The organism is Bacillus clarus (assembly GCF_000746925.1).
GTDB lineage: Bacteria > Bacillota > Bacilli > Bacillales > Bacillaceae_G > Bacillus_A > Bacillus_A clarus.
Genome location: NZ_JMQC01000008.1, coordinates 4,580,972 through 4,594,279 on the forward strand (window position 1 = coordinate 4,580,972; position 13,308 = coordinate 4,594,279).

General features: G+C 34.2%; 10 protein-coding genes, 1 riboswitch and 2 other annotated features. Of the genes, 7 read left to right on the top strand and 3 right to left on the bottom strand.

Annotation, left to right across the window (positions count from 1 at the left end; translation table 11 throughout):
- Positions 1-134: 134 nt before the first annotated feature.
- On the bottom strand, positions 135-1,502 hold the full coding sequence (locus tag DJ93_RS24340) for an alanine/glycine:cation symporter family protein (RefSeq protein WP_042983660.1): 1,368 nt from the start codon (positions 1,500-1,502) through the stop codon (positions 135-137).
- A gap of 107 nt (positions 1,503-1,609) precedes the next feature.
- A riboswitch (glycine riboswitch) is annotated at positions 1,610-1,731 on the bottom strand.
- Between the two features lie 224 nt (positions 1,732-1,955).
- Positions 1,956-2,534 (bottom strand): hypothetical protein, encoded by a 579-nt coding sequence (locus DJ93_RS24345; protein WP_042983661.1) that lies wholly within the window; start codon positions 2,532-2,534, stop codon positions 1,956-1,958.
- A 238-nt stretch (positions 2,535-2,772) separates the two neighbouring features.
- Here DJ93_RS24345 and DJ93_RS24350 point away from each other — a divergent pair, with 238 nt between their 5' ends.
- The 7 genes from DJ93_RS24350 (at position 2,773) to DJ93_RS24380 (ending at position 11,350) form a co-directional block, all read left to right on the top strand.
- A complete protein-coding gene (locus DJ93_RS24350) occupies positions 2,773-3,594 on the top strand; it encodes a PhzF family phenazine biosynthesis protein (RefSeq protein WP_241484322.1) in 822 nt (273 codons plus the stop codon).
- A complete protein-coding gene (locus DJ93_RS24355; RefSeq protein WP_042983662.1) occupies positions 3,569-4,198 on the top strand; it encodes a DUF4937 domain-containing protein in 630 nt (209 codons plus the stop codon). Before DJ93_RS24350 ends, DJ93_RS24355 begins: the two co-directional genes overlap by 26 nt.
- A 103-nt stretch (positions 4,199-4,301) precedes the next feature.
- On the top strand, positions 4,302-4,667 hold the full coding sequence (locus DJ93_RS24360) for a VOC family protein (RefSeq protein WP_042983664.1): 366 nt from the start codon (positions 4,302-4,304) through the stop codon (positions 4,665-4,667).
- A gap of 476 nt (positions 4,668-5,143) precedes the next feature.
- Positions 5,144-5,851: a 23S rRNA pseudouridine(2604) synthase RluF gene (rluF, locus tag DJ93_RS24365; protein ID WP_042983665.1), complete on the top strand. Its 708-nt coding sequence runs from the start codon at positions 5,144-5,146 to the stop codon at positions 5,849-5,851.
- Positions 5,852-5,983: 132 nt separating this feature from the next.
- Positions 5,984-6,207, top strand: a binding site (T-box leader).
- 37 nt (positions 6,208-6,244) lie between these two features.
- Positions 6,245-6,467 (top strand) — a binding site (T-box leader).
- 44 nt (positions 6,468-6,511) lie between these two features.
- Positions 6,512-8,434, top strand: a complete 1,923-nt coding sequence (gene thrS, locus DJ93_RS24370; RefSeq protein WP_042983666.1) for a threonine--tRNA ligase — start codon at positions 6,512-6,514, stop codon at positions 8,432-8,434.
- 256 nt (positions 8,435-8,690) lie between these two features.
- Positions 8,691-9,458, top strand: coding sequence for an ABC transporter ATP-binding protein (locus DJ93_RS24375; RefSeq protein ID WP_042983667.1), 768 nt, complete (start codon positions 8,691-8,693; stop codon positions 9,456-9,458).
- Between the two features lie 11 nt (positions 9,459-9,469).
- Complete coding sequence (locus DJ93_RS24380) at positions 9,470-11,350, top strand: FtsX-like permease family protein (protein ID WP_042983668.1); 1,881 nt, start codon at positions 9,470-9,472, stop codon at positions 11,348-11,350.
- A 191-nt stretch (positions 11,351-11,541) separates the two neighbouring features.
- On the opposite strand, the gene DJ93_RS24385 is transcribed toward DJ93_RS24380, so the two are convergent.
- Complete coding sequence (locus DJ93_RS24385; RefSeq protein WP_042983669.1) at positions 11,542-13,242, bottom strand: pyruvate oxidase; 1,701 nt, start codon at positions 13,240-13,242, stop codon at positions 11,542-11,544.
- Positions 13,243-13,308: the final 66 nt, after the last annotated feature.

Sequence of the window (13,308 nt, forward strand, 5' to 3'; positions counted from 1 at the left end):
TGAAAAATTTTTAGAGGTATAAAGTGAAGCTAACTTTGATATAAATGTATTTTTATCTATATCAAATAGTAAAAAGGGAGGATAAAAGTAAAAGGAATGCTCATTATTTATGAGTCATTCCTTTTAGAAATGTATTAACTTACATGTTTTTTATTTAATTCTTTCAATTTCTCTGCCTGTAAAAAGCGATTTGTTTCAGCTACGACTATACCACTTAACCCAATAAGACCAATTAAATTTGGAATCGCCATAAGTCCGTTTGCGATATCAGCAAATGTCCATACAATACCTAGTTTTAAATTAGCACCAATAGCAATCATTATGATAAAAATCGCTTTATAATATCGTACGGCACCTTCTCCAAATAAATATGCTACACATTTCTCACCGTAATAAGACCATCCTAAAATAGTAGAGTAGGCGAATAATATGATTGCAACACCAAGAATCATACTACCAGCAGTACCAAATACGGATTGGAATGCAAGTGTTGTAGCTTCAACACCAGTTTTACCAGATTTCCATGCTCCTGTCGTAATTAATACAAGACCGGTAATTGTACATACAATAAATGTATCTAGGAAAGTACCTGTCATCGATACGAGTGCTTGTTTTGCAGGTGAATCTGTTTTTGCAGCAGCAGCAGCGATTGGGGCGCTTCCTAAACCAGCTTCGTTAGCGAATACGCCTCGGGCCATTCCGATTTGAATAGCAGAAGCAACTGTTGCACCAATAAAACCACCAGCAGCTGCAGTACCTTGAAATGCGCCAGAAAAAATAAGTGAAAATGCTTCTGGAATTTGATCAAAGTGATAGAAAATAATAATAAGACCAGCAATTATATAAAAGAAAGCTTTAATAGGAACGACAATTCCAGTAACTTTCCCGATTTTTTTCACACCGCCTAAAATAACAATAGCGATTAAAAATGACATTAATATACCAGTTAAAGAAGGGGGGAAAGAAAAGTTAATTCTCATTGCCTCCGCAACTGAATTAGATTGCACCATATTTCCGATACCGAAAGAAGCAGTTGTACCAAAAATAGCGAATAAAATAGCGAGCCATTTTTTCTCTAGACCACGTTCTAAATAATACATTGGTCCACCAGCGTATTCTCCGTTTTCATTGCTAACACGGTATTTCACCGCAAGAATTGCTTCGGCATATTTTGTTGCCATACCGAACAGGGCGGTAATCCACATCCAAAATATTGCACCGGGACCACCAATTGTAACAGCGGTTGCGACACCGGCTATATTTCCCATACCAATCGTCGCAGCCATAGCTGTCATGAGTGCTTGGAAGTGGCTAATATCCCCAGAAGAAGATGTATCTTCTGATTTTTTAAAAGCTAGTTTGTGAGCGTATAATAGTTTACTAAACTGTAAACCTTTTAGGCGCACTGTGAGAATGATTCCAGTTCCAACGAGTAGGAACAAAGTTGGTAACCCCCACACATACTGATTGATTTGTTCTAATACTTTACTTACTGTCTCCATTTTTATTCTCCTTTTTTAGAAAAAATAAAAACCACTTCAAGTAAATGAAATGGTCTCTGGAGAAACAAGGGATAGAAAAATAAACCGATACAAATCGGCATTTTCTTTCGCTTGTCTCTGTCCTTTTTACCTGAGAGATTATCCGCTAGTATAGCGGATTTGCTCCTTCGGCGCTCGTTTTCCTCCGCGCTATATAAAAGCGAGAGGGAGTCTCTCCAGAGATTCGTCCCCATGCAGTTCTACTTGTAACCAAGACCTGAGAGTTTCAAAGTTGATTTAGCAACTTTTTGCCCCGTCGGTAGATCAATCGATCTTCTCCTGAATGGTTCATCCGAATTATGTGATTAATAACTTATTGATTATGAAATAAGTTTACATAATCAATAAACACATTATAGGTTCATTATTAATGGATTGCAATCATTTTTTAGTTTAAGATAGTAAATAGGAGAATTAATTTTTCGTAATCCCTAATTTATCCTTTATTTCATTTAAAGTAGATAAAGCAGTGATTATATGTTGATCAGCAAGTCCTAAAGCGTGTTTCGTATTTTCTATAGCTTCGTTTAACGGAATTGAGTTATTACAGCCGTCTATAATTGATTCCGCTGCATCTTTCATGAAATTAGAAGCAGCAATAAATTCAGTTCTAAATTCATTCATTTTTTCTTTTAGAGCGGGAGTTGATATGCTGTCTTCAGCTTTAAAAGTATCCATCTCTTTCGCAAGAATCTCATATTGCTTTGAAACAGTATGCATAGTATTTACTATTTTATTTTTATCTATTGTATCCTGATTAGTATGTATTTCTTCCCATGATGGTAGCCAATCCTTCTCAATACTATCATTATACTTTGTAGTAAATTCATCGATTTTAGGCTTCAATTCTTTCCGAAAAGCTTGTGTATCGACTGTTTCTTTATTTGCTGTACGCTTCGGCTTTTGGTCGTGATGTAAGTAAAAAATAGTTCCGGCAATAATAAAGATAACAGGAACAACCAAAAACCATTTGTTTAAAAATAATTTCTTCACTTCATAATCCCTCCTAATAAAAACGAATCATTATAATATATAATAATAAAAAGATTGATATATGGTCAATTCATATTGATCTTTATTTTTTATACATTTAAAAAATGATTTAGAGGTATTGTATGTAAGTTTTGCAAGCAAAAAATGAGTGGGGAGACATTCAAGTATTAAATTGATAGATTTAATATTTTATATAATTTTATTATGTAAACAAAAAGAGAATAAGAGAGGTGAGAAAATGCAATTAACAGCAAAAGAAATCAATTTTGCAGAGACCACTTTTATTTTGTCAGGGAAACAAAGAAATAGTGGGTATGATGTCCGTATTTTTACACCAAATGAGGAGATTCCTTATGCCGGACACTCAGCGTTAGGAACAGCATTTGTGTTACGAAAAGAAATTCTTCAAGATAATGCAATGGAAAATGTTATATTACATTTTCTGGGTGGATCCGTCGAAGTGAATTTTCATGATGAAAAAAGTTTGTTATGGATGAAGCAAAATGAACCTAAGTTTGGAGTGAAAATAGATAGATATGTGATGGCAGACATATTAAATGTTGATGTTTCCCAAATAGACTGTCAGTATCCAATTCAAGAAGTATCAACGGGATTGCCTGTCATTCTCGTACCGTTGAAATCGTTAGTCGTGGCAAAGGAGGTACAAATAAATAAAGAGAAATATTTTGACCTAATTGAGAAGATAACGGCGAAAGGAATAATGGTATTTACTTCTGAAACGTATGAGGAAGTAAATGATCTTAATGTCCGTGATTTTGCAGAGTACTATGGTATTCCTGAAGATGCAGCAACAGGTAGTTCAAATGGGTGTTTAGCAGAGTATCTTGTAAAGTATCGTTACTTTGGAATAGATAAAATAAATATGCGTGTTGAACAAGGGTATGAGATAAAACGGCCATCGTTATTATATAAACACGCAGAAGAAGTAGGTGATAAAATTGATGTTTTTTGTAAGCGGAAAAGTGGAAAGTATTGCGAGAGGGAAATGGATCGTATCATAAGGGGGAATGAAAATGTTATTAAAAACAATATTTTGTAAGGTGGAAAAAGAGAAAAGGGATTTGTTTTCAAATGCCCAAGAAAAATGGTGTGATTTGAGGCATTTAGAGGGGTTTCATGGGCAATTTGGAGGCTGGGATGAAGATGAAGCTTGTGTATTTTCTGTTTGGGAAAGTATGCATACGTATCAGGCATTCATGAATGGAGTACACGATACTATTTTTTTAAATAGTAATCAAGAGGATACATATGTTTCTTGTGAAATAGAGAAATTTCAAACGTTATATGACATAACAAGTATTTCTTTTATGGATGCAGTTGCTAAAGGTTCATTTGTAAGAATCACAATTTGTGATGTGAAGAATGGAAATGAGCAACATTTTTTACATGTACAAGAAACGATTTGGAATAAAGGGATGGAAAATGTAGAAGGAATGTTAGGTGGCGTTGTAGGAAGATCGATTACAAACTCAAATCGTTACATAGTTCTATCTTATTGGCAAGGTAAAATGGCACATCAACGTTATGTAAAAGAAATTTTCCCGGCGTTATATAAGTTAGCTAATGTAAAAGAATATGTTGAAAATATAAATGGAAAGCAAGTTATATGCAATGAAGAATGGTCTATTGTAGGTTTGAAATAAAGTCACAGTGTTTATAAAAAGACTTCAAGTTTTAAATGAAGTTGATATAGAATGTTTGTTCTCGTGTAATTATTTGTGTAAAAGAACAAAAGGAGGTATTAAAATGAGTAAAGTTTTAAGATTTGAATTGCAAGTTCCAAATCCTGAAGAAGCAATTAAATTTTATACAAATAGTTTTGGTTGGAAGTTTGAAAAGATGCCTGGACCGCAAGATTATTGGTTTATTATTACGGGCGAGAATGATAGAGCTGGTATCGATGGTGGATTAATGAAGTCCCCTGATGGTGTTACCAGAACAACTAATTCAATTGAAGTACCTTCAATTGATGAATACATAAAAAAAGTTACTGAAAATGGTGGACAAGTAGTTGTATCTAAAACTGCTGTTCCTAATATGGGATACTTTGCTTATTGTTTAGATAATCAAGGACTTCTTTTTGGAATATCTGAAGCTAATACTGAAGCGTGAAAAATTAGGTGTTCTCGATAGTATTCTGATTTTTTTGAACAATATTGATCAAAGATGCTTTTTTATTTGCAAATAGTGATGTTTTCTACCAAAGGGCGTGATTATTGAACAACATAGTTAGAAAATGCCCCCCCCTTTTTATAAAACCAAATCTTAATTCTTTTTTGTTTACAAAATACTGTGGATTATTCAGATGCGTTTAATTAAACTGTATTCCAAAATTACATTTGTATATTAACTATGAAAAAAGTAAATAAATGATGTTATATGCAGGAAATATTCATTTGGCCGCAATATAGTTTAAGGTGAAAAGGAAAAGAAGACCAATTATTTTCTTATAAACATGTAATTAATTGAAGACGTCATATACCCTTTCATGTTAATATATTTAAGTTATAATAGGAGGCTTACCCTTTTGTATTGTACGGTAGAAGCAGTGTGAGCTTGAAATTTTTAAAGAAAAGGATGTGCCTAACTTGCGTATCAATAAATTTATTAGTGAATCCGGAAAAGCATCTAGACGCGGAGCAGATAAGTTAATTAATGAAAGAAGAGTAATTATTAACGGAAAGGTTGCAAAAATAGGTGACCAAGTACAACCAGGTGATGACGTGCGAGTAAATGGAGAGCAGCTTCGAATTGCTCGAGACCATGTGTATATTGCTTTAAATAAACCAGTAGGTATTACATGTACAAGTGAAAAGGCAGTTAAAGGTAACATTATAGATTTAGTGAATCATCCTTTACGAATTCATCATGTTGGACGTCTTGATAAAGACTCAGACGGTTTGATTTTGTTAACGAATGATGGTGATATTATTAATGAAATTTTACGTGCTGAAAATAAACATGAAAAAGAATATATTGTTTCAGTGGATAAACCGATTACGCCTGAATTTTTAAAACAAATGGCAGCGGGTGTTAAAATTTTAGGAACAAAAACACTTCCTTGTGAAGTAACACAGTTATCAAAATATGAGTTCCAAATTATTTTAACACAAGGGTTAAATCGTCAAATTCGTCGTATGTGTGAAGCTTTAGGCTATCAAGTATACACATTAAAACGTACGCGAATTATGAATATCCAGTTAAATAATTTACCAGTTGGACAGTGGAGAGATTTAACGAAAAAAGAGAAAAAAAGATTATTTGCAGACTTAAACTACGAACCACAAGATTGGTAAAAAAGATAGGGGAAATCAAAAAACATGAAAATTTTTTTTGGTTTCCCTTTTTTTATTGAACAAAAAATATTTTTTGACACTTGCAAAAATAAAATGAATAGGATATATTAAATAACAATTAATGGATGTACTATAAAAGCAAAGAAAAGGACACGAGTTATTTTAAACGGTTATACAGAGAAGGAAGGAGAGCTGAGAACTTCCTAACGCAGAGAAATAACTTACCACCTTAGAGCTGCACTGGGGAAATAAAGTATCTAGTGCCGTGTAAGCGACGTTATCGCAAAAGAAGCCATTGTATTTTTTATGATGGGAATCTGGGTGGAACCACGGATATAAGCATATTCGTCCCTATTTACTAGGGATGAATATGCTTTTTTATATTTAATTTCATAATAAGCGAAGAAAAGGACATGAGTTATTTTAAACGGTTATACAGAGAAGGAAGGAGAGCTGAGAACTTCCTAACGCAGAGAAATAACTTACCACCTTAGAGCTGCACTGGGGAAATAAAGTATCTAGTGCCGTGTGAGCGACGTTACCGTTAATGAAGCCATTGTATTTTTACGATGGGAATCTGGGTGGAACCACGGGTAAAAGCACGCTCGTCCCTATTTTAGGGATGAGTGTGCTTTTTATTATGAAATGGAGAGATGAATGATGAAAGAACAGATGATTGAAATAATATTTCCTGATGGTAGTGTAAAAGGGTTTGTAAAAGGAATTACTTTAGAAGAAATTGCAGGATCAATTAGCGCCAGTTTAAAGAAGAAAGCAGTAGCAGGAAAGGTGAATGGTCAGCTTTTTGACTTACGTCGAAACATTGAAGAAAATGCGAAAGTGCAAATCATTACTATGGATTCAGAGGAAGGCGTAGAAATTGCTAGACATACTGCTGCACATATATTAGCACAAGCCGTAAAAAGAATATATGGGGATGTGAAGTTTGGAGTAGGACCTGTCATTGAAAATGGGTTTTATTATGATATGGATCTTGCAAGTAGTGTAGCTGTTGAAGACTTACCTAAAATTGAGAAAGAAATGAAAAGAATTATAAGTGAGAACTTAAGGATAGAGCGAGTTGATATTTCTAGAGAAGAAGCAGCAAAACTGTTTCAAGAAGTAAATGATCATTTGAAATTAGAACTTTTAGAAGCGATTCCACATGATGAGAGTGTAACAGTTTATAAACAAGGTGAATTTGAAGACTTATGTAGAGGACCCCATTTACCATTTACAGGTTATTTGAAAGCATTTCAATTAACTCATGTTTCAGGGGCATATTGGAGAGGTGATAGTAATAATCAAATGCTTCAGCGTATATATGGTGTTGCATTTTCTTCTCAAAAAGAATTAGAAGAATATTTACATTTTATTGAAGAAGCAGCAAAGAGAAATCACCGAAAATTAGGTGGTGAGCTTGAATTGTTTATGTTTTCAGAAGAAGCACCAGGAATGCCATTTTACTTACCAAAAGGGCAAATCATCCGAAATGAATTAGAATCTTTTTTAAGAGAAATACAAAATGAATATGGTTACCAAGAAGTGCGTACTCCATTTATGATGAATCAAGGACTCTGGGAGGAATCAGGACACTGGGGACATTATAAAGACAATATGTACTTTTCAGAAGTAGATTATAAAAGTTTTGCATTAAAACCGATGAACTGTCCTGGACATATGCTTATATTTAAAAATAAACTGCATTCTTATCGTGAATTACCGATTCGTATGTGTGAATTTGGTCAAGTGCACCGACATGAATTTAGTGGTGCTTTAAACGGACTATTAAGAGTTCGTACTTTCTGTCAAGATGATGCTCATATATTTGTAACACCAGCACAAATTGAAGATGAAATTAAGTCAGTACTTCAGCAAATTGATTATGCGTATAAGACTTTTGGATTTGAATATGAAGTAGAACTTTCTACTCGCCCAGAAGACTCAATGGGTGACGATAAATTATGGGAGCAAGCAGAAGCGGCACTCGAAAATGTATTAAAGTCATTAAATTATAAGTATAGACTGAATGAAGGTGACGGGGCATTTTACGGACCAAAAATTGATTTTCATATTAAAGATGCTTTAAAAAGAAGTCATCAATGTGGAACAGTCCAACTTGACTTCCAAATGCCAGAGAAATTCAATTTAAACTATATAGATGAAAATAATGAAAAAAGAAGACCGGTCGTCATTCACCGTGCTGTTTTAGGTTCTTTAGATCGTTTCCTAGGAATATTAATTGAACATTTTGGCGGAGCATTTCCAACATGGGTGGCGCCAGTTCAAGTAAAAGTAATTCCGGTTTCAAATGTAGTACATGAGCAATATACAAAAGAAATTGAAGATAAATTAAAACAAGCTGGCATCCGTGTTGAACGAGATATACGAAGTGAAAAATTAGGATATAAAATAAGAGAAGCGCAAATGCAAAAGGTACCATATGTACTTGTTATTGGGGATAAAGAAATGGAGAATGGATCTGTCAATGTACGTAAATATGGTGAAGAGAAATCAGAAGTTGTTTCATTGCCTGCATTTATGGACAGTGTGCAAAGTGAAATAAATAATAGAATATCTTAATAAATGTTGCTACACACCACTTTTTGAGTGGTGTGTTTTCTTTTCCTTACAAAAATGTAAGGAGAATGTAAGAAAAATCGAGGGAAGAATATGTATAGAAGTGAGAATATTAAGGTAGGGATCTGATTGAAGAACCTTTCTTATAAGTTTTACTATATAAAGTGAAAACTTTAAAAAATTCTTAAGAATTTATGTAGAAGAAAGATAAGAAATTTATGGGAAATTAATACTATACAAAAGGGATGGAGTGAAAGAGATGTCAACAAATGTAGTAACAGTAGAAAGTGTAGAAAAAACGTATGGGAAAAGGAATGAAAATCAGTCAAAAGCGTTAAGGGGTGTATCGTTAAGTATTAAAGAAGGGGAATTTGTCGGTATTATGGGTCCTTCTGGATCTGGAAAAACAACATTACTAAATGTAATAAGTACTCTTGATCAGGCAACAGGGGGAAATGTGACTATAGCTGGTACGAACATTACTTCTATGAAGGGGAATGCACTATCTGATTTTCGGTCTCAAAAATTAGGATTCATTTTTCAAGATTTTAACTTACTTGAAAATTTATCAATTTATGAAAATATTGCTTTGCCACTTTCTCTGCAAGGGGTACCGTCAAGTGAGATTACTGGGAAGGTAAATGAAGTTGCGAAAAAATTAGGGATTACTGAAATTTTAACGAAATATCCTTCCGCTGTTTCTGGTGGACAAAAGCAAAGAACAGCGGCAGCACGTGCTTTAGTACATAATCCAGCTATCGTATTAGCAGATGAACCGACCGGTGCACTTGATAGTAAAAATGCAAAAAGTTTATTAGAAGCAATGCAAGATTTACATGAAAATCACAATGTAAGTATTTTGATGGTTACACATGATGCATTTAGTGCAAGCTATTGTGAGCGTATTTTATTCATTCAAGATGGTCTTCTTTATAAAGAATTAAAGCGTCAAGGAACTCGAGAAAATTTTTATCAAGACATTTTAGGTGTGCTTGCTCATATGGGCTCAGCTGCTGGGTCTAAATAGGGGGCGAAACTATGTTATTCAAATTATCACGTCACAGTATGAAAAAAATGTTAAAGGATTATATGGTTTTACTTATTGGCCTAGTTATTAGTATTAGTATTTTTTACATGTTCCAAACGATGGCGATGAATAGTGAATTTACAAAAGATAATAGCCTTATTAGTAGTATTAGACTCGTCTTTTGGGTTGGTGCAGTATTACTATCGTTCATTACTGTATTTTATATTATATATGCCAATTCTTTTTTACTTACATTAAGAAGAAAAGAACTCGGTATGTACATGATGCTTGGAGCGAAAAAGAAAAAAGTAGCACAGTTATTATTTATTGAAACATTCGGTATGGGTATTGTCAGTATTGTTATCGGGATTTTAGTAGGAATCGTACTAGCTAGTGTAGCAGGAAATTTTTTAATGAATGGAATGGAAATTTCAGCAAAAGGTAATTATGCATCCGTATACACACCAGCTATTGTAGTTACATCTATTTTCTTTTTAATATTATTTTTTATTACTGGTTTAATGAATAGTATCCGATTATTACGTAAAACAGAATTAGAGTTAATTCGTGAAGATGAAACACTAGATGAAGTGAAGAAAAGTAATATCCGTATTGTTATTATGACAGTACTAGGTGTATTACTAGTAAGTATAGGATATTATTTTATGATAAATGTAAAAATATTTGCTGAACTCGGTTTTATAATAGCGACAATCGTTACAACACTTGGCACATATATTATTTTTAGTTCATTGCTCCCATTTTTTGTGATGAAAATTAAAGGGAATAAAAAACGAAATGAAACGGGCTTAAATAGTTTTACATATGCACAGCTACGCTTTCGAGTAAATAGTTTATCGAGAGTACTAGGTACGGTAGCGATGTTAATTGCATTAGGTGCAGGTGCGATGACAGCAGGTATGGCGTTCCAAAAAAATGTAGGCATTATGACAGATTTCTCACGTGTATATGATGTTGTAATTCACGATCCAAATGAAAAAGATCAAGCGGCATTAAAAGAAATGTCAATTGTTGAAGAGAATAAATATAAGTATAAAGTAGATGGAGAAGCAGTTTATTATTTACGTAACGACTTAACTGAAAAACCACCACTTATTTCAGATCATTTTGATACAAAGCCTTTAAAAGAGCCTGCACGTAAACGTGTGGCTGAGCCTTTAACTGAGCCTGTATATTCAGCTTTAGAGGCTCCTGAATTAGCAAAATTCCCTCATATGCCGAAAGATTGGGAAGATGCGGTTGTAAGAGAGATACAAATTACACATAATCAATTTAACGGAAAACCTGTAAGAATTGCAGACGAAGAGCATTATAAAGGAATTCAAGGAACTGAACATAGTGTAACGTTAGCAAAAGTAGATGATATGAAAAAATATAAACCATTGTTGATCGAAATAGATAAGAGACAAAAAGAAATGATTGAAAAAACAACTGGTGAAGAGGTAAATCTGTTTACAAAAATGACGATATATCAATTCATGAATAGCTTTATGAGCGGGACAATGTTTATGGGATTTTTCCTTGGAATTGCGTTTTTAGCAATGATGGCGAGTTCTCTAATGTTCAAAATATTAACAGGTGCTCCTCGTGATGTACGCCGTTATGAAATGTTACGGAAAATCGGAGTAAGACGCAGTATGCTCACAAAAAGTATATATAAAGAGATTTCATATTTATTTATCTTCCCAGCGATCATTGGAATTTCCCACGTTTTAGTAGGACTTAACTTATTCAGCTTCATATTAGTTGACCCATTTGTGAAAGTATGGATGCCAATAGGAATCTTTTTAGTAATTTATTTAGTTTATTACTGGATTACAGTTCAACTATATAAAGGTATGGTAATGCCAAAAGAAGAGGTAGTGAAATAGATTAATAATAAGTTGAATGCGGTGTAAGGGTCCTTGTTATGAAAGCAAGGACTTTTTTCATCGTATTTGTTATTTGGAAGGAAAAGATTGGATAATAGTCGAACAAATATAAAAGATTTTTCTTTTCATAACGAAATATCAAAATAAAAAAGATAGATGAAGACACTTTGTTTTCATCTATCTTTTTAGCTTTATAAAGGGGGAAGGTCAATCTTACCTTCTTCAAATAGTTCTTTTAGCATATGTTTTGTGTAACCAGCAGCTTGACCAAATGTGATTTTTGCTGGCATCGGTGCTTCATTTGCATCTACAACCACATCAATAATACACGGTCTATTTTGTTTTATTGCATCTTCAAAAGCAGGGAGTAATTCATCTAAATGCTCTACACGATATCCAACACCACCGCAAGCCTCAGCATATTTTGCAAAATCAGGATTTGTTAAGTCTGTACCAAATTCAATATTTCCCATAACTTCTTGTTCAAATTTAATCATGGCGATTTTATGGTTGTTTAATACAACGACAACAATTGGTAACTTATATTTTACGGCAGTTACAAAGTCGTTCATTGTCATTCCAAATCCGCCGTCACCACAAACTGCAAACACTTGTTTATCTGGAAAAGCAATTTTCCCAGCAAGTGCACCAGGTAAACCACAACCAAGTGTTGCTAGCCAGCTAGAAATAATAAATTGCTGATCGGTCATGCGGAAATGGCGTGCTGTCCATACTGTTACATTTCCGACATCGACTGATAAGATTGCATCATCATGTGCAACATGCTGTAGGGCATGCATAACTCTTTGCGGCTTAATTGGAGTAGAAGAATCTTCTTCTTGATCATGTAACTTTTGTTCCCATTTTTTCATCATTTCTTGATGGTGTTCCAAAAATGAATGGTCTTCATGTTTCTCTACATTCTCAATCAACCATTTTAATGTTTTATCAGCATCACCAGCTAAACCGATATCCGTCGCATAACGCTTTCCAATTTGAGCTGGATCTGTATCAATATGAAGCGTTTTTGCTTTTTCAGGTAAGAAACCAGTGAAAGGATAAGAAGTACCAACCATAATTAAAGTATCCGCGTGTTTCATTGCTTCATAAGCAGGCTTCGTTCCGATTAATCCTAAGCCGCCTATACAAAGGGGATGTTCATCGGGAACAATTCCTTTAGCAGGAAGTGTTAAAACGATGGGAGCACCGATATGTTCTGCGAATGCGAGTAAAGACTCTCGCGCATGTTTTGCTCCTTTACCAGCTAAAATAACAGGTTGTTTTGCTTCATTTAATGTGAGTTTCGCTAACTTTAAATCTTCTTCTTGTGGAAATAACTCAGGTAAAGTGAAAGATGAATTTGTAATACGTGCGCCATCTTTCACTTCAAATTTTGGAACATCATCTGGAATTGTAAGGACAGATACACCTTTTTTCGTATATGCCATTCGAATAGCCTGATTTACAACGGCAGGGAGTTGCTCTGCTGACATAATGCGTTGATTATAAACCGCAACGTCGTCAAACATTCTTTCTAAATTTACTTCTTGGAAAAATCCTGTTCCAAGTAAATCAGATTCTACTTGTCCTGTAATTGCTAATACAGGAGCTTGATCGAGCTTTGCATCGTATAAACCGTTTAATAAATGGATGGCTCCGGGGCCTGCAATAGCCATGCAAACCCCAAGTTTGCCCGTCAATTTCGCATAAGCTGCCGCTGCAAGTGCACCTGCCTCTTCATGGCGGACTTGAATGAATTTGATTTTATCTTGTTTTTTTCTTAAAGGTTCAATAATAGAGTTGATAGAATCACCAGGCATACCGTAGACGTGATCCACACCCCATTCAATTAAAAGATCGACAAGTGCTTCACCCGCTGTTTTTCCAAACATAATCGTTCCTCCTTGTATAATGAGATACTATTATGTTTTGGAGAAAAAGGAAAAATATACAAATGA

What these genes read in the sequence shown, in the direction of transcription:
- DJ93_RS24340 (WP_042983660.1), bottom strand. Translation starts at nt 1,502, where the DNA reads ATGGAGACAGTAAGTAAAGTATTAGAACAAATCAATCAGTATGTGTGG.
- DJ93_RS24350 (WP_241484322.1), top strand. Translation starts at nt 2,773, where the DNA reads ATGCAATTAACAGCAAAAGAAATCAATTTTGCAGAGACCACTTTTATT.
- DJ93_RS24355 (WP_042983662.1), top strand. Translation starts at nt 3,569, where the DNA reads ATGTTATTAAAAACAATATTTTGTAAGGTGGAAAAAGAGAAAAGGGAT.
- DJ93_RS24360 (WP_042983664.1), top strand. Translation starts at nt 4,302, where the DNA reads ATGAGTAAAGTTTTAAGATTTGAATTGCAAGTTCCAAATCCTGAAGAA.
- thrS (WP_042983666.1), top strand. Translation starts at nt 6,512, where the DNA reads ATGAAAGAACAGATGATTGAAATAATATTTCCTGATGGTAGTGTAAAA.
- DJ93_RS24375 (WP_042983667.1), top strand. Translation starts at nt 8,691, where the DNA reads ATGTCAACAAATGTAGTAACAGTAGAAAGTGTAGAAAAAACGTATGGG.
- DJ93_RS24380 (WP_042983668.1), top strand. Translation starts at nt 9,470, where the DNA reads ATGTTATTCAAATTATCACGTCACAGTATGAAAAAAATGTTAAAGGAT.
- DJ93_RS24385 (WP_042983669.1), bottom strand. Translation starts at nt 13,242, where the DNA reads ATGTTTGGAAAAACAGCGGGTGAAGCACTTGTCGATCTTTTAATTGAA.